Origin of the sequence: Flagellimonas baculiformis (assembly GCF_033441575.1) — a bacterium.
Taxonomy (GTDB): domain Bacteria; phylum Bacteroidota; class Bacteroidia; order Flavobacteriales; family Flavobacteriaceae; genus Flagellimonas; species Flagellimonas baculiformis.
The window spans coordinates 42,169-62,324 of sequence record NZ_JAUZVW010000004.1; the positions used below are offsets into that span (position 1 = coordinate 42,169).

General features: G+C 41.5%; 18 protein-coding genes and 1 tRNA gene. 17 read left to right on the forward strand and 2 right to left on the reverse strand.

Features of this window, described 5'->3' with window-relative positions:
* Positions 1-366, reverse strand: coding sequence for a BlaI/MecI/CopY family transcriptional regulator (locus SD450_RS06900; RefSeq protein WP_119638483.1), 366 nt, complete (start codon positions 364-366; stop codon positions 1-3).
* 133 nt (positions 367-499) lie between these two features.
* On the opposite strand from SD450_RS06900, the gene SD450_RS06905 reads away from it, so the two are divergent.
* The gene (locus SD450_RS06905; RefSeq protein ID WP_318343898.1) at positions 500-1,078 is read left to right on the forward strand and encodes a PhnA domain-containing protein; all 579 of its coding nucleotides are present in this window, start codon (positions 500-502) and stop codon (positions 1,076-1,078) included.
* On the opposite strand, the gene SD450_RS06910 is transcribed toward SD450_RS06905, so the two are convergent.
* Positions 1,075-2,463 (reverse strand): dipeptidase, encoded by a 1,389-nt coding sequence (locus SD450_RS06910; RefSeq protein ID WP_318343899.1) that lies wholly within the window; start codon positions 2,461-2,463, stop codon positions 1,075-1,077. The two genes, SD450_RS06905 and SD450_RS06910, sit on opposite strands and share 4 nt — an antisense overlap.
* Positions 2,464-2,634: 171 nt before the next feature.
* Here SD450_RS06910 and SD450_RS06915 point away from each other — a divergent pair.
* The 16 genes from SD450_RS06915 to SD450_RS06990 all read left to right on the forward strand — a co-directional run bounded on the left by SD450_RS06915 (position 2,635) and on the right by SD450_RS06990 (position 20,129).
* Positions 2,635-2,716, forward strand: a tRNA-Leu gene (locus SD450_RS06915).
* A gap of 383 nt (positions 2,717-3,099) precedes the next feature.
* Positions 3,100-3,252, forward strand: coding sequence for a hypothetical protein (locus tag SD450_RS06920; protein WP_207034500.1), 153 nt, complete (start codon positions 3,100-3,102; stop codon positions 3,250-3,252).
* 17 nt (positions 3,253-3,269) lie between these two features.
* The gene (locus SD450_RS06925) at positions 3,270-4,106 is read left to right on the forward strand and encodes a DUF932 domain-containing protein (protein WP_207034502.1); all 837 of its coding nucleotides are present in this window, start codon (positions 3,270-3,272) and stop codon (positions 4,104-4,106) included.
* A 118-nt stretch (positions 4,107-4,224) separates the two neighbouring features.
* The gene (locus SD450_RS06930; RefSeq protein WP_207034504.1) at positions 4,225-4,662 is read left to right on the forward strand and encodes a hypothetical protein; all 438 of its coding nucleotides are present in this window, start codon (positions 4,225-4,227) and stop codon (positions 4,660-4,662) included.
* A 91-nt stretch (positions 4,663-4,753) separates the two neighbouring features.
* Positions 4,754-5,938: a TolC family protein gene (locus tag SD450_RS06935; RefSeq protein ID WP_207034506.1), complete on the forward strand. Its 1,185-nt coding sequence runs from the start codon at positions 4,754-4,756 to the stop codon at positions 5,936-5,938.
* Between the two features lie 107 nt (positions 5,939-6,045).
* A complete protein-coding gene (locus SD450_RS06940; protein ID WP_318343900.1) occupies positions 6,046-6,267 on the forward strand; it encodes a hypothetical protein in 222 nt (73 codons plus the stop codon).
* Between the two features lie 12 nt (positions 6,268-6,279).
* The gene (locus SD450_RS06945; protein WP_207034510.1) at positions 6,280-7,785 is read left to right on the forward strand and encodes an efflux RND transporter periplasmic adaptor subunit; all 1,506 of its coding nucleotides are present in this window, start codon (positions 6,280-6,282) and stop codon (positions 7,783-7,785) included.
* An 11-nt stretch (positions 7,786-7,796) separates the two neighbouring features.
* Complete coding sequence (locus tag SD450_RS06950; protein ID WP_207034512.1) at positions 7,797-10,895, forward strand: efflux RND transporter permease subunit; 3,099 nt, start codon at positions 7,797-7,799, stop codon at positions 10,893-10,895.
* Between the two features lie 12 nt (positions 10,896-10,907).
* A complete protein-coding gene (locus tag SD450_RS06955) occupies positions 10,908-12,137 on the forward strand; it encodes an MFS transporter (protein WP_207034514.1) in 1,230 nt (409 codons plus the stop codon).
* Positions 12,138-13,070: 933 nt separating this feature from the next.
* Entirely contained in the window at positions 13,071-13,415 is a 345-nt protein-coding gene (locus SD450_RS06960; protein ID WP_041495866.1) for a single-stranded DNA-binding protein, read from the forward strand.
* A 77-nt stretch (positions 13,416-13,492) separates the two neighbouring features.
* Complete coding sequence (locus tag SD450_RS06965; protein ID WP_207034518.1) at positions 13,493-13,873, forward strand: DUF6876 family protein; 381 nt, start codon at positions 13,493-13,495, stop codon at positions 13,871-13,873.
* A gap of 12 nt (positions 13,874-13,885) precedes the next feature.
* Entirely contained in the window at positions 13,886-14,083 is a 198-nt protein-coding gene (locus SD450_RS06970) for a hypothetical protein (protein ID WP_207034519.1), read from the forward strand.
* A 431-nt stretch (positions 14,084-14,514) separates the two neighbouring features.
* Positions 14,515-14,895, forward strand: coding sequence for a BfmA/BtgA family mobilization protein (locus SD450_RS06975; protein ID WP_207034521.1), 381 nt, complete (start codon positions 14,515-14,517; stop codon positions 14,893-14,895).
* Positions 14,896-14,906: 11 nt separating this feature from the next.
* The gene (gene mobB, locus SD450_RS06980) at positions 14,907-15,941 is read left to right on the forward strand and encodes a MobB family relaxase (RefSeq protein WP_207034523.1); all 1,035 of its coding nucleotides are present in this window, start codon (positions 14,907-14,909) and stop codon (positions 15,939-15,941) included.
* On the forward strand, positions 15,938-17,380 hold the full coding sequence (locus tag SD450_RS06985; protein WP_207034525.1) for a type IV secretory system conjugative DNA transfer family protein: 1,443 nt from the start codon (positions 15,938-15,940) through the stop codon (positions 17,378-17,380). Before mobB ends, SD450_RS06985 begins: the two co-directional genes overlap by 4 nt.
* A gap of 91 nt (positions 17,381-17,471) precedes the next feature.
* Entirely contained in the window at positions 17,472-20,129 is a 2,658-nt protein-coding gene (locus tag SD450_RS06990; RefSeq protein ID WP_207034527.1) for a TrlF family AAA-like ATPase, read from the forward strand.
* Positions 20,130-20,156 lie beyond the last annotated feature (27 nt).

The following is a 20,156-nucleotide window of genomic DNA, read 5'->3' on the forward strand; positions in this document are numbered from 1 at the left end:
TTATTTCTTTTTGATTTCGTTGTCTATCAATTTTCTCAATTCTTCCAATTCGGCTTTGCTCAGGTTCGTTTCTTTGGCAAAGAAGGAGGCAAATTGGCTGGCGCTGTCGTTAAAAAAGTTTTTGATGAGTCCGTTCACGTGTTTGGAAAAGTAATCCTGCTTTTTCACCAAAGGATAGTATTCCCTGCTTCTTCCAATGGTGTTGTAGGCCACAAAGCCTTTGTCCGCCATTCGTTTTAAAAGGGTCGCCACGGTGGTGGTGGCTGGTTTGGGTTCGGGATAAGCATCCAACAGGTCTTTCATGTAGGCCTTCTTCAACATCCAAACTATGTTCATCAATTCTTCTTCTGCTTTTGACAATTGCATCGGTATTCTTTTTTACTATTGCTCTACAAACATAGAACAAATATTTTAATTCTACAAATGTAGAGATTGTTAAAATGAAGAATGGGATGTTTTACTTTCCAAAAATGTTAAGTTTGCCGACAAATAAAACAATATGGGATTATTGGAAGATCTACAGAACAGGAGTGGTAACCAATGTGAGCTTTGTGGCGCCACGGAAGATCTGAAGGTGTATGAAGTGCCACCAGTGTCCACAGGCGGATTGGACGGCAGCTTGTTGGCCTGTTCCACCTGTTTGGGTCAGATAGAAAATCCTGATACCGTGGACTCCAACCATTGGCGCTGTTTGAACGATAGCATGTGGAGCGAGCACGATGCCGTAAAGGTGGTGGCTTGGCGTATGTTGAATCGTCTAAAATCCGAAGGATGGCCCCAAGATCTGTTGGATATGATGTACTTGGATGATGAGATTTTGGCCTGGGCCAAGGCTACCGGCGAAGGTCAGGACGCTGCGGATATGGTGGTGCACCGGGATTCCAATGGGGCTGTATTGGAAAATGGTGACAACGTGGTGCTCATCAAGGACCTGAAGGTGAAGGGATCTAGCATGGTCGCAAAACAGGGAACCGCCGTGCGACGGATTTCCCTGGATCGCGAAAATGCCGAATATATTGAAGGTAAGGTGGACGGTCAACAGATTGTCATCCTTACCAAATACGTGAAGAAGCTCTAGGCTTTCATCTCCGCATAATATTTATAGAAATAGGGGATGGTCTCAATCCCTTTCAAGAAATTGAAGATTCCAAAATGCTCGTTGGGCGAGTGGATGGCATCACTGTCCAGGCCAAATCCCAACAGAATGGTCTTGCTGTCAAAAACCTCCTCAAAAAGGGCCACAATGGGAATACTTCCACCCGTGCGTTGCGGGACAGGTTTTTTTCCAAAGGTCTTCTCGATTGCCTTGGCGGCAGCTTGATAGCCAATACCATCGATAGGGGTCACATAGGCCTGCCCACCATGATGGGGCTTCACTTTCACCTTGACGCTTTTGGGAGCCAATGAGGTAAAATGTTTGGTGAACAGATCGGTGATCTCGTGCCAATCCTGATCAGGGACCAATCGCATGGAAATTTTGGCATAGGCTTTACTGGCAATGACTGTTTTGGCACCTTCTCCGGTATAACCGCCCCAAATACCGTTTACATCCAACGTGGGCCTGATCCCAAAGCGTTCCGTGGTCGTGTACCCTTTTTCGCCATGGACATCGCCAATATCCAAAGCTTCTTTATATTTCTCTAGGTCAAAGGGTGCCTTGGCCATTTCAGCTCGCTCGGCATCGGAGATGGTCTGCACCTTGTCATAAAACCCGGGAATGGTAATATGGTTGTTCTCATCATGCAGGGCCGCGATCATTTTGGCCAATACGTTGATGGGATTGGGAGCTGCCCCACCGTAAATTCCGGAATGCAGGTCGCGGTTGGCCCCGGTGACTTCCACTTCCACATAGCTCAGCCCGCGCAGGCCAGTGGTTATGGATGGGGTATCGTTGGAAATCATCCCGGTATCCGAAATCAAAATGATGTCGTTCTTGAATTTTTCGCTGTTTTCCCTAAGGAAATCGGGAAGGCTGTCGCTACCGACCTCTTCTTCACCTTCTATCATGAACTTCACATTGCAGGGCAGGGTATTGTTCTTGATCATGAACTCCACCGCTTTCACGTGCATGAAAAACTGCCCTTTATCATCACAGGCACCGCGGGCAAAAATGGCCCCGTCGGGGTGCAATTTTGTTTTTTTGATCACGGGCTCAAAGGGTGGGGAGTCCCAAAGGTTCATCGGGTCCGGGGGTTGCACATCGTAATGGCCATAGACCAGGACCGTGGGCAATTTGGGGTCGATGATCTTTTCGCCATATACCACGGGATATCCTTTGGTCTCGCAAATTTCAGTGTTCTCGCAGCCTGCATCGATGAGTGATTTTTGGACCACCTTTGCCGTTTCCAGCACGTCTTGGGAATAGGCAGTGTCCGCACTGATGGAGGGGATTTTGAGCAGTTCGATGAGTTCGTTGATAAATCTGTCCTTGTGGGTGTTGATGTAGTCGTTGATTTCTTCCATATAGATTTTAAAAAGGACACTAAAAGTACAAAAAACAAGTTTTTCAGGGTATCGGATTTGCAAATCGGAAAATTGAATTATATTTGCACTCCTTTCCGCGGATGTGGTGGAACTGGTAGACACGCTAGACTTAGGATTTAACCAAATAAAAAGTGTTAATTTGCACTTTATGCGGGTGTGGTGGAATTGGTAGACACGTCAGACTTAGGATCTGATGCCGCAAGGTGTGGGGGTTCGAGTCCCTTCACCCGCACTTAAAGCCGAAGAGAAATCTTCGGCTTTTTTATTTTAAAATATGACCGAAAAAAGGCACGGGTACAACATAGGTACAACATTTGGTCTATTTTCAAGATAAACTTAGGTTTGATATTATATACTTTCATTTGATATTAAACACTATTTAGTATCAAAGAAAATTCATAAAATTTAGGTTTTCTTAACCCTTCCTTCTTCGATTAGGAGTTTATTATCATACAATATTCCCGAAAGTTAAACTCGTAAAATACTTCCATCAAAAGACTACGGCATAAAGCCATCGCTTCCGCCCCTACTCATTTATTCCGTTTCCTTTTGAGCTGTGATTTTAGCTTCCGTTTGTTCGATGCTCAAATATTGTTTAACTAAAATTTCAACATTATGACAACAAAAGCGAAGATTTCGGTCAAAGATGCCGAGGCACACTATCAATCCAGTAAGGAAAACTACACCATTGAAGGTGCAGAAAGCCATCTCGCCTATTACCGAGAAAAGCATCCAGAGTATTATGCTCTATTATCACAAAATGTTTAACCAAAAATCCAAAAGCTATGTATTTACAAAATTTGCAACAAGATGAGATTTTCGTTTCCAATGAGATGAAATCCTTAAAAAGTCTGACTCAGATGGAATCCCGAAGAGGGCTTGAAAATGCTATTATATCGAATGGCAAGATTGTCAACGTGGTATCAAACAGCTACGGTCATATCCCGAACCAATTGTTCTTCAAAAGAGCCGAAGAAATGCTAATTGATGCCGGTCTTAATTATCATAAACGTACAATCAACAAAAACGATAGGTCGTTCATTACCGATTTTATCATCGATGACAAAAGCCAGTTTACGGTTAAAAATGATAAAGACTTGATACTACCAATGCTTCGTTTTAAGAACTCGTATGATGGTAGTGAAAAGACCTCTGGCCACTTCGGTTTTTATAGAAAGGTTTGTTCCAATGGCCTTCACGTCTCACAGGCTGAAATCGAGTTTTCGATAAAGCACAGCAGAAACAATACAGACCTTATAATGCCGAGATTGAACAATCTTTTCGATAAGTTTCTGGACAATGAGTTCTACACCATCACCAAGAAATTCGACAAGATGAAGGAATTTAAAATCATCGATACCAAAGAATTTGTGAAGGCAATATTGGATAGAACTAAACTGTTCCGCTATGAATGTAGTGACAAGAATAGCGACCCATCCAAGAAGTCTCGTGAGGTTTTAGAAATCCTCAATTATGAAGCCTTGTTACTCGATGAGAAACCGAATCTTTGGTTAGGTTATAATGCCTTCAATTCGGTATTGCACAATGTCCTTAAAAAGAGTTTCGGACAACAGGAAAGGTTGGACAAGAAATTGTTCGACGAAGTTTATGCCCTCGCATAAATCAAAAGGTTTATCCAGTGCCTTAAACTGGATTTTTTAATGAAACTCTGACATTTGATTTAGAAAAGACTGAAGCTAAAAATTTAACATTTTCAGAATATTTGTATATTTGCTCTCAATGCAAAAAGCAAATAAAATAGCGGCATTTTTCTTCTTGGGCCTGTTTGCCCTTATGGTGCTGCATCAGGCTTTTCCGCATCTGCATCATCAGCACCAGGATTCGCATTCCCATTCGGATGTTGCCCATACTGGCGAACACCACCATCACGATAATGGTTCGCACGAAGACGAAGAATCACCATATGGCTTTTTCGGGTTCTTTATGGATATGCACGTCCATTCCACGGTTTCAACCGATATTATTGTCGAAAGACAAATCGTTGAACACCGTACCGATACGAATGAGAATGTTGTAAAAACCTATTCTGGTTTTCAAGAACTATATTTTATTGATAAGAGGCGAAACAACGACCCGCCGCTTTATCATCCGCCCAATCACTATTTTAATCCTTTCCTTTCATCCCTCGATTTACGGGGGCCACCATCTTTAGGTTAATCGTTTGGGATTATCTATCTATTAGGTAGAAATCCTATTGAATTTCAGGCCTGTTTCTTATCAGGCAAGATTAAACCTAAATTTTCAAACAATGAATACATACATCGTGTCCGCGATATGCGGATGCCTGTTCTTTGTTACTGGTTTCTCTCAAGATAGAAATATAGGGGAGCTACTTAACGAAATAGAACAGAACAATACAGAGCTGAAGGCCTATCAATCGTTTATAGATGGCCAAAAGCTTCAAAACAAGAGTGGCAACAATCTGCCCGACCCACGGCTTTCAGGATACTATCTGCCTTTTGGTGACCATCAAACCGATGACTACACCGAGTTTGAAATCTCACAATCCTTTGAATTTCCTTCGGTATATGCAGCCCGTAACAAGTGGAACAACCTAAAAGCAGAACAGTTGCAGGCAGCCTTTGGCGAAAAACGCCAAGAAATACTGCTTAAGGCAAAAAAAGGGCTTATAGAACTCTTTATACTTCAAAAGCGAAAAACCATTGAAGATGAAAGAAAGAAACAAAGCCAAGAGGTGTATGAACAAATGCAAGAACTTTTCAGCAGAGAGCAAGTCGGCATTTTGGACCTCAACAAAGCTAAAGTATCTTGGATTCAGGAGCAATTTGTGGTGGATCAACTGGAAGCGGAAATCCAAAATCAAAGAACAGCTTTGCAGGCTTTGAATGGCAATCAACCGCTTGGGTTGGATAATCTGCAATTAAATATTCCATTTCAGATACAAACTGTAGCCGATTTATGGAATGAGAAATTGGCCAAAGACCCCAAGCTTTTGGAGCTCAAAGCTTATGAAGCCGCGGCACAACAAAACGTGCAGGTGGAAAAAACCAAAATACTGCCCGACCTTGCATTGGGTTACAATTACCAAGGGGTCAACGGCAACAATTATTCGGGTGTTTATGGAGGACTGACCATTCCCTTATGGAACAGTAAAAACAAAGTAAAAGCGGCAGAAGCCAATTACGAATACCAGCAGTCCAACACACAAGTTGTACAACAAATGCTGTATGCCAAATTACAACAAGAGTACAATCAATACCAATTGTTGCTCAACAAGTACACCGAATATCAGGACACCATAGAAACCCTAAATAGTGAGGATTTGCTCTTTAAAGCCTACAGTTTGGGAGAATACTCGTTTTTGGAATACTATATGGAAGTGCAATTCTATCGGGACGCCACCGATAGAATGTTGCAAATGGAAAAACAGCTACAGCTTTTACAAGCACAATTATTAATACATCAGTTATAACAATTTTAAAAATCAGGACAATGAAATCAAAGATTCACGAACACTTTAAGACAAATAAACTCAACGTGAGTAAAACAGTATCAAGAATTTTAATGGCACTAATGGTAATGGCAGCAATCAGCCTTACAGGATGCCGGGAAACAAAAAAGGAAGAAGCCCAAGATGACCACGGTCACGAGCATAACCCGGACGGCTCTCATATGGAACAGGAAGATTTGAAGCAGGAGGAATTTACAGTAGATCAGGACACCCTTCAAAAGGAAGAACACGGCCATAGTCACGATGACGACCACGGACATTCCCACGATGATGACGGACACCAACATTAATAAAAGAGAAAGATGAAAAAGTATTTAATAATTGTGCTTGCCTTTATGGCAGTAGCTTGTAAACAGAATCACGAAGATGAACACGCCCACAATGCTGACGGGAGCCACGTAGGCGAGGAGACCCCAAGATTGGATTATACATTGTGGACAGACAATACCGAACTCTTTGTTGAGTTCCCGGCATTGATTGTCGGGCAACCCGGAAGGTTTGCCGCACACTTTACAGTTTTGGACAAACACCAGCCCGTACGCGAGGGCTCGGTAACGGTCAGCTTGATAAAAGGAGACAAAGGTTTGCGTACCACAGCAGATGCCCCTTCTTCCCCAGGAATTTTTTCACCTACCATTCAGCCGAAGGAAGCGGGTGTACACCAATTGGTTTTCGACCTTTCCACACCGGCATACAGCGACAACATTGTGATTAAAGACGTGATGGTCTATCCCAATTTGGAGGAAGCCCAAAAAGCGATAGGTAATGCTGGTGAAGAGGCACCCATTTCCTTTTTAAAGGAACAGGCCTGGAAAATAGACTTTCAAACGGCGCAGGTCACAAAAGGGGAGATTTACGATGTCATCACTTCATCGGGTGTTTGGCAACCGGCGCAGGGTTCGGTAAAAACGCTGGTGGCCACTGCCAACGGGACGGTCAACTTTACCACGACCAACCTTACCGAAGGTATGGAAGTGAAACAAGGACAATTGATGTTGAACGTAAGCAGTCAGGGATTGGCAAACAATAACTTGAGTGCGGATGTCGCTTCCGCGAAAGCAAAATTTGACCAGGCCCAATCAGAGTACAACCGTAAAAAGGAACTTTACGATAGCAAAATCATCCCAAAATCCGAGTTTGAAAAGGTGGAGAGCAACTACACCATCGCCCGGTCGCAGTACCAGTCTATCGCTTCGGGCGTTTCGGGCGGTAGCAAGCAAATCCGTGCACCCTTTAATGGTTTTATCAGAACCGTAAATGTATCCAATGGTGACTATGTGGACCAAGGCGCTGTCTTGATAAGTGTAGCTACTGATGAGTCCAAAGTGTTGAAATCACAGGTGGCACCCACCTATGGCCTGACGATGCAAAATATCAAAGGAATGTGGTACCAGACCGAAACAGGTGATTGGAAAAACATTTCAGATTCCGAAGGCGAGATATTATCGATTTCAAAAGATGTAGAAAGGGAAAGTCCGTTGATATCCGTGTTTGCCAAGGTCAACGATGTTATCAATGTTCCTGATGGGAGCTTGACCCAGGTTCAGATTGCAATGGGCGATGGAGAGCAAACCACGCTGGTACCCGAGTCGGCACTTTTAGAAGATTATGGGAATTACTCGGTAGTTCTGCAACTCGGTGGCGAAAGTTTTGAAAGACGACCCATAACCATCGGGAAGCGCAACGGTAAAAACGTGGAAGTCTTAAAAGGCTTGAAAGTTGGCGATGTGGTAGTCACTACAGGAGCCTATCAGGTAAAAATGGCATCAATGTCCGGTACCACACCGGCACACGGACACGACCACTAAAAAGGAGAATTATGTTAACAAAAATATTAAAATTTTCCCTACATAATCGTTTGATGATTTTGTTGGGAGCAGTGGTACTGAGCGTATTGGGAATTTACTACGCCAAAACAATGAACGTAGATGTGTTCCCAGACTTGACAGCACCAACCGTAACCATTTTGACCGAAGCCCACGGGATGGAATCGGAAGAAGTGGAAAAATTGGTCACCTACCAATTGGAAACCGCTATGAACGGTTCGCCCAATGTGAGGCGTATCCGTTCGTCATCGGCAGCGGGAATTTCCATTGTCTGGGTTGAATTTGAATGGGGAACGGACATCTACAGAGCTCGCCAGATTGTGAGTGAGCGCATCCCAATGGTACGTGAAAACCTGCCCGAAGGTATTGGTGCGCCCACAATGGCACCTATTTCATCCATTATGGGAGAGATTATGCTATTGGGCGTAACGTCCGATAGTCTGTCGCCTATGGAACTGCGAACACTGTCCGATTGGATTATCCGCCCTCGCATCAAAGCCATTGGTGGCATTGCCAACGTGGTGGTCATAGGTGGCGACTACAAACAGTATCAGGTATTTGCCAATCCTGAAAAATTGAAGCACTACAACGTGAGCTTGCAAGAATTGGTAGAGCGCGTAAAGGAAGCCAATGTAAACGCACCAGGTGGTATTGTGAACCAATACGGAAATCAATACATCATTAAAGGAAGCGGTAGGGCCTACGTTTTGGAAGATTTACAGGAAGCCGTGGTAAAACAAATCAATGGGCAGACCATCAAAGTCAAGGATGTGGCGACGGTTCAAATCGGTGCGTCCGATAAAATCGGCGATGGTTCTCTAAACGGCAATAAATCAGTTATCCTTACAATTTCCAAACAGCCCGATGTCAACACCCTCAAATTGACCGAAGATTTGGACATCGCCATTGCCGATTTAGAAAAGACCTTACCGGAAACTGTAGAAATCAAAAGTCAAATCTTCAGGTCGTCGGATTTCATCAATGCGTCCATCAGCAACTTGAATTGGACACTAATGGAAGGGGCATTCTTTGTCGTAATAGTCTTGTTTATCTTTTTGATGAACTGGCGCACCACGGTCATTTCGTTATTGGCCATTCCCATATCCCTGTTGGTCTCTATAATTATCTTACAATGGCTGGGCTATACCATCAACACGATGAGCTTAGGCGGGATGGCGATTGCCATAGGTGCTTTGGTGGACGATGCCATTATCGATGTAGAAAATGTCTATAAACGCTTGCGCGAAAACAGCCGACTGCCAAAAGCAGAGCGCAAATCGATGATTACGGTCGTGCGCGATGCTTCGGTGGAAATCCGGAGTTCCATCATTATTGCGACATTAATCATCATTGTGTCTTTTGTTCCTTTGTTCTTTTTAAGCGGAATGGAAGGTCGATTGTTGCAACCTCTCGGGATTGCCTTTGTAACCTCTGTATTGACCTCATTGGTCGTGGCCGTGACGGTAACACCCGTATTGTGCTCGTATTTATTGAACAAGGAAAAACTGCTCAAAAAACAAGCCGAAGGCACCAAAGTAGAACAATGGTTGCAAAAACACTATGCTTCCACTTTGGATAGGGTTATTAAAATACCAAAAACAGTGATTGCGGTAACGGTCGTTGCATTCCTGTTAAGTTTGGTCGTGGCAACCCAATTGGGACGAAGTTTTTTACCCGAATTCAATGAAGGTTCGCTGGTGATAGCCGTGGTTGGACCACCAGGAATGTCGTTGGAAGAGAGCAATAAGGCAGGCAAGCAAATAGAAAATCTACTGCTGGAGATGCCTGAAGTCAATGTGGTAACCCGAAGAACGGGACGAGCCGAATTGGACGAACACGCCCAAGGCGTAAACGCAGCCGAAATCGATGTACCGTTTACTTTGGAAGACAAATCAAAAGAAGAATTTTTTGAGGAAGTCCGAACCAAGTTGAGCGTCGTTCCTGGCGTAAATATCACGCTTGGCCAACCCATCGCGCACCGCATTGACCATATGTTATCCGGAACACGAGCCAATATCGCCATCAAGATTTTTGGTTCGGATTTACAACGATTGTTCGAGTTGGGGAAACAGGTAGAACAGAACATCAAATCCATCGATGGATTGGCAGATGTGGCAGTTGACCAACAAATTGAAGTCCCACAAATCCGCATCAAACCCAAGCGTCCCATTTTGTCAGCGTATGGTATGACTGTTGGCGACTTAATGGAACAGGTAGATATTGCGTTTGCAGGTGAAGAAGCAGGCGAAATTTATGAAGGACAGCGCTATTTTGATTTGGTGGTACGCTACGAAAAACCCTTTCGTGACAACGTGGAAAACTTTAAAAACGCCTTGATTAGCCTGCCAAATGGTGGGCAGACCGTTTTGGGCGAACTTGCGATGATTCAATCGGTGAGTAGTCCAAATACCATAAGCCGTGAAGATGTACAACGAAAGATTGTGGTGGCGGCAAATGTTCAGGGTAGGGATTTACGTAGTGCCGTCAACGAAATTGAGGAAGTGGTAAATTCCACCATCGATTTTCCCGAGGGTTACCGTGTGCAATACGGTGGACAGTTTGAAAGTGAGTCCAAAGCCTCACAACTGTTGTTGATTACCGCTATTTTGGCAATCGGTGTCATATTCTTGCTATTGTACTATGAATTCAAAAATGTAAAACTGGCCTTTGTCGTGCTCATTAATCTACCCTTGGCATTGATTGGTGGTATTCTCATTGTGTATTTCACATCAGGAATCGTAAGCATTGCGGCAACCATAGGATTTATCAGTCTCTTTGGTATCGCCACCAGAAATGGTATCCTTTTGGTTTCTCGTTACGAAGATTTACGAGAGGAAGGTAAGACAGGCATCGAACTGATTAAAGCTGGTGCCTTGGATAGATTGAATCCAATTCTGATGACCGCCTTTACCACAGGATTGGCATTGATTCCGCTTGCGCTAAAAGGCGGGCAGCCGGGAAGTGAAATTCAAAGCCCGATGGCGGTGGTCATTTTGGGTGGGTTGCTTTCTGCAACCATTTTGAATTTGATTGTTATTCCGTGCGTGTATCAATTGGTAGTTCGCAAAACGGATGCTACCGGCAGAATTTAATTTATTATTGAAATGAACTTGACAAATCTGATAGAACCCTTCCAGGCACTTCGCAATAAAGTTTTTACAAAACTATATGTGGCGCAGACCATCAGTTTATTGGGTGATGCTATTACTTGGGTGGGCTTAGCATTATTGGCATATCAGTTTGGAGAGGAAAGGGCTGCGGCTATATTGGCCACGGCCCTTACTTTACGTGTAACAGCATTTATAATTTTTTCACCTTTTGCTGGCGTATTGGCAGACAGGATAGCTCGAAAGAAAATATTGTATGTAACCCATTTTATAAGGATGGCGCTTGTTGGTGTGTTACCCTTCATAAACGCCGAATGGCAAATTTATGTGCTGGTGTTCCTGATGAATGTTTTTAATGCCTTTTTCAGTCCTACATACCGTTCCGTAATTCCACAAGTGGTGGATAAAAAATTGTACCGGCAAGCCATCGGCTTATCGGCTGCCACGTATCAGGTATTGGGTGTTTTGGGGCCAGGTTTGGCAGGGATTTTAGCGGTATGGTTTGGAGCCCGTGAAATATTCTTTGTCGATGCGGTTACATTTATCATCGCTGGTATTATGCTCGTGACCTTACCAAAGAGCTTTTCAAGGCGTAATCAAACCGATGTACGGAAAAAGCACCCTTTTAAATGGCAGGACGTTACTAAGGGCATAAAACTTTTGTTTCAAAACAAATATGTACGTTTCGCTCTTTTTATAGAACTCGTATCGGCGATGGCAGGAGCTTTCATTTTAGTGAACACCATTGTTCTCATTAAGAGCGGTTTGAACCTGACCGATAAGGAATATGGCTGGGTTATGGCGGCGTTTGGTGTAGGTGCCGCCATTGCGGCATTCGTATCCGGAGCTTTGGATAAGACCAAATCCAGGCAAGTATCCTTAATGTTAGGCGCTTTAGTACTTGGGCTTGCGATAAGTGCTGCCAATTATCTGTCTTTTCCGTTGCTATTGATGTTTTGGGTATTTGCAGGTTTAGGACAAAGTCTGGCAGAAATACCCTCAGAAACACTCATAGGTGAGAACATTCCCGATGAGGAACAGGGAAAGGTGTACGGGTCTCATTTTGCATTTTCACATTTATGGTGGGCGTTTGCTTACCCGGTGGCAGGTTATTTGGGAACCGCTTTTCCAAACAAATACTTCCTCTATGGGGGAATCCTAACCCTGTTATTGTTAGCGGTTGTCTTTTTGTTCTTGAGACCGAAAAAAAGAAATGGAATAGTGTAAACGTGGTGGGCATAATATTCAATTTTTACGTGCCGTGAATAGCAGAGCCGATAAAAAAATTAAAAGCCCAATGACCGTTGTGATTCTGTGTGGTTTACTTTAGGCAACCATTCTGAATTTGATTGTGATTCCTTGTGTGTAGCAATTGTTAATACAAAAACGAGAGTAATCCTTTAATGGTTCTGACGTATAAAGCCTTCTTATTTTTAGGAAGGCTTTTTTTATTAGACCACTCAGCCCATTCCCCTACATTCCACGGTTTCCTGCTGAAAAAGCAAGAAACCACTACATTCCGGGAAAAGCGCTTCACTACAAATATCTTGGACACAATCCCCAATTTCAGCTTTCCATTCCGTTAACCCTTCCCGCTTCTCTGGGAAGGAACACTTCATTCCCGAGCCAAAATTGTGAATTAAGTCCGCTTCCACAACGGAAAGCCATCGCTTCGGTTTTCTTAACGGAATTTTCGGCAAGAACTTCTTGAGCCCTCACTCGAAAATGCCTAAAAACCCAACCGTTGTCTTACACATTTTAAGGGGTTTATAATGGATACAGCCTCTATTGTTTTTCGGGTCGTCGAAAAACAGGCACGGCAAAACCAATTCTAATGTAAACCCAGCCACTCATTTCGCTTAACTGTCGGTACGCTCAAATCGCAACTGGCTTTAAAAGAATTGCTAACGCCCTTATGGAACTTGTCAAGACTGTACAAAGTTTTAGTGAAAAATAAGGTTTCTACATCCTTGAAAATCCAAGGATGTTTCTACGTCGCAAACACACCTGATTTTACCCTAAAAGTCTTGACAAAACCCACTCTATCCATTGTGCGGTGCACGAAAGAAAAGAACAAACACCCCTTAAAATTTAATCACAGTTGAATTGAAAAGGGAAATATTAATCAAGCCTATAAAGGGCATTTAAAACCATTTAGTTATGAGTACTATTAGAAATCACGTACAATTGATTGGAAACGTTGGTCAAGAGCCAACCATTACGAACCTTGAAAGCGGAAAGAAAGTAGCCCGCTTCTCACTCGCCACAAACGAGTATTACAAAGACAGCAAAGGCGAAAAGCAAACGGACACCAACTGGCATACCGTTGTGGCTTGGGGCAAGACCGCTGAAATCGTTGAGAAATATGTTGAAAAAGGCAAAGAAGTAGGAATTACGGGAAAACTAAAGACCCGAACCTACACCACGGACGACGGAAACCAACGCTATGTTACCGAAGTGGTAGCGGATGAAATCCTATTACTTGGAAGCAAAAATGACAAGTAGAACTTAAAATTAAAGAGGGCGTTCCTCTCGAAAGATGCGCCCTCTTTTCATTATTCAAATCTTAAAAATTTTAAACAATGAAAGCACAAGTTAACGATATTAAGGAGCGGTTGCAATATTTTTCTGGAACAGAAATGTTCTATTCCCTACCTCTAATTAAAACCAGATTTACCGACGGATTGAAATATCTATCGGAAGTAGCAGAATGTTTTTGGCTCATTACGGATGCTTCGGTAATCGCTAAGAGTCTGATTAACCGAAGTGAATTTATTACGATTGACTTCAAAAGAATGTCAGAAGAAAAACAGGATTATACAGGGTATGAAGCTGAAATTATTTACAGCGATGGTAACGACAATATATTAGAAACACATCGTTACAATGCTACCGATTTCCCACTGGATGAATTGCGGTTATTCTTTGTGAACGATACGCTGATGTTACCAAGCGAATACTAAAATCGGGAAGCTATGATTTATCTAAATTTTACCGATTTAAGCGAGGAAGCCCAAGAGCGATTGCTTACCAATTCTAAGGAAGATATCAAGAAAAAATATGGCAAGGATTTGATGGACTATGCCACCAAGCATCACACCAATTTGGACAAAATGCTTGACGAGGAAGCGTTACGGAATTTATATTCCTATACCTATGTATTTAATATCTGAATGATGTTTTTTGAAAGAAATGCACCTCTGAAATTTCAGGGGTGTTTTCATTTTTAGTGCATTCATAATCACGAAAAAATCGTATCTTTATTTTGCTGAAATACAGCACACAATTTAATGTAGGGTTATCCACTTTTTTGACTTTCGCCGATACCCTTACACATCGAAAAACAACATATCGGAAATTTTATTTCCTCGAAAATGGCAATCAGCTTTTGAGCTAGATTGTATGGATTTTTGTCCCGCGAGCGGGACGAAAAGGAATAGCAAGAGGGTAACACGCTGCGCGATGTTACGGATTCCTTTTCGTTTTCAAATCATTGATAGTCAAGTGTTTAAAATTTTTTTAATCTTTTGATTTTCAGCAATTTGCGACAAATGCCCTCAAAACGCTCATTTTTCGGGAAAGATTTGCGACAAATCGGCGAAATATGGACACATTTATTGGCATCAGGTTCAAGAAGGAAACTGCAAAGCGTTTTCAACAGTTTTCCAGAACCCATTTCAAAACGCATACCGAGGCAATGAAAGCCATCCTCGATTTTTTCTTCTACAACGAGATTTCACCCAAGGAAAATTTAGGGCCGACTGGACGCACCATTGAAGCTAAATTATTGAAACGCATTAATGCTGTCATAGCTATTATGCGTGATGTAGAAAAGACCCAGACCAAACCTACCGTCGCAATGTTGCAATCCCTTTTTGAAATGGATGAACCCAAAAAGAAACCCTTGATTTTGGAAAAGAAATATACAGAAGAAAAGAAGGAAGTCAAGTTTCAAGAAAAGCGAAATAACCAGAATCAACTTTAAAATTCTAACCTATGTATATCAACATTACAGCACAAAAATTAGGAACGAATTACTCGCAGAGTTCAGCCGATTTTGTGGACTATTTGGAAAAAGAAAATGAGGGTTTAATGAAGGAAGATATGGAACACTTTTTCAATCAATATGGTGATGAGATTTCTGCTAAAGAAGTGGTAAAAGAAATTGACGGAAACACCGCAAAGCTGAAAAAGAAAGAACCTAAATTCTATTCCATAATGGTCAGTCCATCAAAATACGAACTGCGAAAACTCGAAAACAGCAGTGCTGATTTAAAACGATACACTCGCGAGCTGATGAAAGATTATGCCGCCAGTTTCAAAGGGCGTGAAATTGATGGTCGACCTATTTCTGTAGATGACATTAAATACTTCGCCAAAATCGAGCATCAGAGAACGTTTAAAGGAACAGACAAACAGGTAAAAGAAAACCAGCCTTTTGCCACCAAGATTCTTGAACTGAAAAATGAGATACCTAAAATTGAACATGGTAATGCGACCGGAAATATAGAACGACTAAAACTGAAGATAGGAAAACTGGAACGGGATGCCCCACACCAACAGAATGGTATTCGGATTGTACAGGGTATGCCCAAGGAAGGTAATCAAAGCCACATCCATATCATAATCAGCAGGAAAGACGCGTCCAACAGGTTCAGCCTTTCCCCTGGCAGCAAGTATAAAGCATCTGAAGTTGAGATGCACGGCAAAAAGGTAAAACGTGGTTTTGATAGGGATGCTTTTTTCGCTAAAGCAGAAATAACCTTTGATAAAACATTCGGCTACAATCGTAATTATGCAGAGACTTATAAAGCTAAAAAGGATTTCATCAAAAGCCCCAAACTCTACTTTACCGCTTTGATGAAGCTACCTGCAAATGAAAAAGCAATAGCCTTTAAAATTATGGGTAAGTCGGGCATTCCATTAATCCCAAATATTCCGACCAGCAAAGCACAATTGGCACTTCGGGTTTTTAAACGGTTACGAAAAGGTGCTGAAATTGCTGTTAAATCAAGTTCTATTGGGATATGAATTGGTCATTGGTAGAAATAATGATTTATGTCGTTGTGCCTGTTCTTTTGGTGGCCATATTTCTCTATGCTTTTTACGATAGTGAACCAACGGAAAAAATAGATAAACGGTATCAAGTAAAATTCTTAACCAAATCGGGAACATTTAAAATCGACAATGTAAAACGCGGCGCATCCGTCATCGGATCCGCAGGAAGCGGGAAAACCGAAAGTGTGGTCTATGGATTCCTAAAGCACTTTCGTGATAACGGTTTTTGTGGTGTCATACACGACTACAAGGATTTTGAACTGACGGAAATGGCCTATCCGCTTTTTGCTAATAGTGAAATTCCTATGAAGGTTATCTCATTTGACAGGATTATCCATCGGGTGAATCCCATTGCACCGCGGTATTTAGAGAATGAAGAAAGTGTGAATGAAGTTTCGCGGGTATTGATTGAAAACCTTTTGGAACAACGTGAATCAGGAACCACCGGAACGACTAAATTCTTTAACGATGCTGCTGAAGGTCTGATTGGTGGATTGATTTGGAAGCTGAAAACAGACTACCCTCAATTCTGTACTTTGCCCCATTTGATTGCCATTTATCAAATGCTCGATACCGATAGCCTGGTCCAATTTCTTGAAACTAACACCACATCGAGGGCAATGGCAGATGCTTTCATAAGTGGAAAAAATTCTGACAGGCAAACAGCTGGTGTAAAAAGTACATTGGCCAATGCGTTAAAACGTATCAGTACGCAACGGATTTTTATGGCATTATCCGCAGATGAAGTGGCGTTGAATATCAATAGCACAGAAAATCCAGCGGTCATTTCGGTAGTGAACAATCCCAAATTTGAGACTTCTTATTCGCCAGTCATCGCAACCATAATTCACACCATTACCAAACAGATGAGTGTGCGCAATTCCAAGCCTTCATTTCTGCTGATGGAAGAAGCACCAACCATTCGTTTACTCAATATGCACCGCATTCCAGCCACGCTACGAAGCTATGATATCGCCACCATTTATGTGATGCAGGATAAGATTCAAAATGATATGATGTATGGGAATAAGGCCAGTAAAGCGATACTCAGCAATTTATCCTACCAGTTCTTTGGCAAGGTCAATGACCCGGACACCGCCAAGTACTATGAACGCTTTTTTGAAATCATAAAGAATCCAACTAAAAGTGTGAGTAAGGCCGCCAATATTTTTAAAACCGATACCCGAATCACTAAAGGCGAAAGAGAGGTTTCCAAAAGAAGAGCTGATATTTTCTTTAGACTTAAGCAAGGCGAGTTTGTGACTTTTGCCGATGGGAAGGATAAGAAAGTCCGGTTCAGGTTACCCAAGATTCAGAGGCAGCTTCCGCAGGAAACAAAGCGATATTCCGATGCGGATTTAAAAGCAAATTTTGAGAGGATTTATGATGAGGTGAGGTCGATATTCAAGTAGTATCTCTAAATGTTAAAAATAAATTAAAAATCTCTTGTCCAAAATTTAAAATAATTGCATCATTATAGTCCCATCAAAATCAGGCTTTAATATGACCAAAGGTGCAAAATTTTTCAGGGCAGATTTACATATACACTCGTATGGTGAGTTTGGTTCTTATGACGTAAAAGATTCGACAATGACACCAGAAGCCATTGTCGATACAGCTATAGATAAGGGAATAAAAATTATTAGTATTACTGACCACAACGAGATATTTAACTCAAATACGGCGATTCAGTATGCAGCTGATAAGGATATATTGGTTATTCCAGGAATTGAAGTAACCACTACACAAGGACATTTACTGCTGTATTTCGACACCTTCCAAAATTTAAGGTCATTCGCGGGTAAATTAACGATTAGTGACGACAAGAAAACGACATCACAAGGCATTGTAGAGTGCTTAGACTTTGCCAATCAGTTAAGCGGTATAGGCGTCCTTGCACACATAGAACTTGATTCTGGATTTGAAAGGACAATTGGGCGTTTTGGTCCACCAATAGAAGAAGTTTTTTGCCACCATAACTTATTAGGGCTTGAAATATCGAAGAAAGAGAATTTCCAACTTTATACCGATTCCGATGATGATGCAAACAGAAAAAGACTTCTGGGGTTAAGACGTACAGACCTGCTATTGGAAGATGATGAAATACTGCCAAAACTGATGGGGTCTGACTCGCATACTCTAAACAAATTAGGTACAAATGCTGAAGGAAAAGATAAGTTGACCAGAATTAAAATGGATGAACTTAATTTTCACGCATTTAAAGTTGCGTTGATGAGCCACGAATCAAGAATTCGGTTAGAGGATTTAATTCCTGAACAAAGACCAGTATTTAACAGTGTAATTTTAGAAGGTGGCTTACTGGATAAAATGAAGATTGACTTAAACCCTAATTTGACCTGTATAATCGGTAGTAGAGGTGCGGGTAAATCCACTCTTTTAGAGACTATTCGTGAAACTTCTGGTAACAACTCAACTTCAAAAGTTGTGGATTCCGAAGTATGGCCTCAAAAAATTACTCTTCGATATACCGATGAAGCTGGACAGGTCATTGAATTTGCAAGAGAAAAAAACAATGGCACACAAAACCTTACAGACCCTATCAATGGTATTTCAAAGGTAGAAATCGAAAGTTACGGACAAGGTGAAACTGCCGATACAATCCAGCACAGTGATGAGAACCCAACGGTGCTAATAGATTTTCTCGACGGATTTTTAGACCTAAATACACTAATAATAGAAGACAAAGAGCTTATTGCTGAGTTGTTGAGCAATCAAAGTGAATCAAGAAAACTAAGGCTGGAACTGCTCAGTCTCGACGAAACAAAAAAGGCGCTAAAAAATGAACAGAAAAAGTTAGAAAATCTAAAAAAGCAAAAAGCGGGGGAACTGGTCAAGTATCAAAATGCACTTATTAAGGAGAGACAAATTCGGAAAGATTTGATAGCAGATTTAAGACAGCTCATTCAAACCTATAGAGATATACTTAATGACGAAGAAACATTTGACAATTTTGAAAAGTTGACAGATGAAGAAATTGTAGTGGGCAAGGATTATTTTCAAAAAGTAAAGGACATAGTCGGGGATTTTTCGGCTATTGTTAAAGCCAAAGCGGGCGAACTTAATGAAGCACTTGGAACAAAGGTTGAAGAACTTAGAACAGAGCTTAAAAATTGGGCATCTAAAGAAAAAGCAATTCAAGCTAAAATGGATGTCAAAAAACAAGAACTGGAAGCTCAAGGAATTCCTTTTGATTTGGGCAAAATCAACCAAATTTCTAAGGATATTCTTGATTTAGGCAACCGGGTTAAAAAACTTGAAAACAGTAAGAAATTATTGGACGAGCTTCAGAAAGAACGTAAAGAAATTTTAACTAAGAGAAAGGATAACAAACAAAGGGTGTACTTTCTTAGAAATGCTTTTGCACAGACTATCAATGAAAACCTAAAGAATACCCTCGATGGTTTATTCATCAACGTTAAATACGACCAAGGCAATTATTCGGATGAATTTGAACAGCTTTTAAAGGCAACTATGGATTGGCGCACGTCTCAGGTTCCAAGAGCACTCCTAATTTCCAAACAGCTATCGCCATTTGAGTTTGTTGAAATATGCAACCGAAAAGATACCGATGCTTTGCAAGATTTGAAGGATGCAGAAGGAAAGAGATTTATAGGAAGCTATGAGGCGCAGACCATTGTAGAAAAACTTTTGAAAGACCACACGTTTGAGGATTTTGAAGCTCTACCTTTTGAGGATAGACCTTCTATTTCTGTAACGAGATTGTACAAAGATGAACAAACAGGAAAAACCTTAAGAAACACTAAGTCCATATCTCAACTGTCATTAGGTCAACAGCAATCAGTTTTGCTTGGAATTTTAATGCTTTCGAAAAGTACTACACCGCTAATAATTGACCAGCCAGAAGATAACTTAGATAGCGAGTTTATCTTTAAAACAATTGTCAAAAATTTAAGGAAAATCAAAGAATCAAGACAAGTAATTATTGTTACTCACAACCCTAATATAGCTGTGCTTGGGGATGCTGAATTGATAATTCCTTTAAAGAGTACAAGCGTTAAGTCTCACGTTTTAGAAGCAGGTTCAATTGACCGTGAAGGAACAAGAGAGATAAGTTGTGAAATCCTTGAAGGTGGGAAATCTGCTTTTAAACAGCGACAGTTAATATATGGGATAAAATAGATGATATACTATGGTAATCAGTTCTGA

Excerpts from the sequence above, each read along its gene's own strand:
- SD450_RS06900 (WP_119638483.1), bottom strand. The coding sequence starts at position 366 with ATGCAATTGTCAAAAGCAGAAGAAGAATTGATGAACATAGTTTGGATG.
- SD450_RS06905 (WP_318343898.1), top strand. The coding sequence starts at position 500 with ATGGGATTATTGGAAGATCTACAGAACAGGAGTGGTAACCAATGTGAG.
- SD450_RS06910 (WP_318343899.1), bottom strand. The coding sequence starts at position 2,463 with ATGGAAGAAATCAACGACTACATCAACACCCACAAGGACAGATTTATC.
- SD450_RS06920 (WP_207034500.1), top strand. The coding sequence starts at position 3,100 with ATGACAACAAAAGCGAAGATTTCGGTCAAAGATGCCGAGGCACACTAT.
- SD450_RS06925 (WP_207034502.1), top strand. The coding sequence starts at position 3,270 with ATGTATTTACAAAATTTGCAACAAGATGAGATTTTCGTTTCCAATGAG.
- SD450_RS06930 (WP_207034504.1), top strand. The coding sequence starts at position 4,225 with ATGCAAAAAGCAAATAAAATAGCGGCATTTTTCTTCTTGGGCCTGTTT.
- SD450_RS06935 (WP_207034506.1), top strand. The coding sequence starts at position 4,754 with ATGAATACATACATCGTGTCCGCGATATGCGGATGCCTGTTCTTTGTT.
- SD450_RS06940 (WP_318343900.1), top strand. The coding sequence starts at position 6,046 with ATGGCAGCAATCAGCCTTACAGGATGCCGGGAAACAAAAAAGGAAGAA.
- SD450_RS06945 (WP_207034510.1), top strand. The coding sequence starts at position 6,280 with ATGAAAAAGTATTTAATAATTGTGCTTGCCTTTATGGCAGTAGCTTGT.
- SD450_RS06950 (WP_207034512.1), top strand. The coding sequence starts at position 7,797 with ATGTTAACAAAAATATTAAAATTTTCCCTACATAATCGTTTGATGATT.
- SD450_RS06955 (WP_207034514.1), top strand. The coding sequence starts at position 10,908 with ATGAACTTGACAAATCTGATAGAACCCTTCCAGGCACTTCGCAATAAA.
- SD450_RS06960 (WP_041495866.1), top strand. The coding sequence starts at position 13,071 with ATGAGTACTATTAGAAATCACGTACAATTGATTGGAAACGTTGGTCAA.
- SD450_RS06965 (WP_207034518.1), top strand. The coding sequence starts at position 13,493 with ATGAAAGCACAAGTTAACGATATTAAGGAGCGGTTGCAATATTTTTCT.
- SD450_RS06970 (WP_207034519.1), top strand. The coding sequence starts at position 13,886 with ATGATTTATCTAAATTTTACCGATTTAAGCGAGGAAGCCCAAGAGCGA.
- SD450_RS06975 (WP_207034521.1), top strand. The coding sequence starts at position 14,515 with ATGGACACATTTATTGGCATCAGGTTCAAGAAGGAAACTGCAAAGCGT.
- mobB (WP_207034523.1), top strand. The coding sequence starts at position 14,907 with ATGTATATCAACATTACAGCACAAAAATTAGGAACGAATTACTCGCAG.
- SD450_RS06985 (WP_207034525.1), top strand. The coding sequence starts at position 15,938 with ATGAATTGGTCATTGGTAGAAATAATGATTTATGTCGTTGTGCCTGTT.
- SD450_RS06990 (WP_207034527.1), top strand. The coding sequence starts at position 17,472 with ATGACCAAAGGTGCAAAATTTTTCAGGGCAGATTTACATATACACTCG.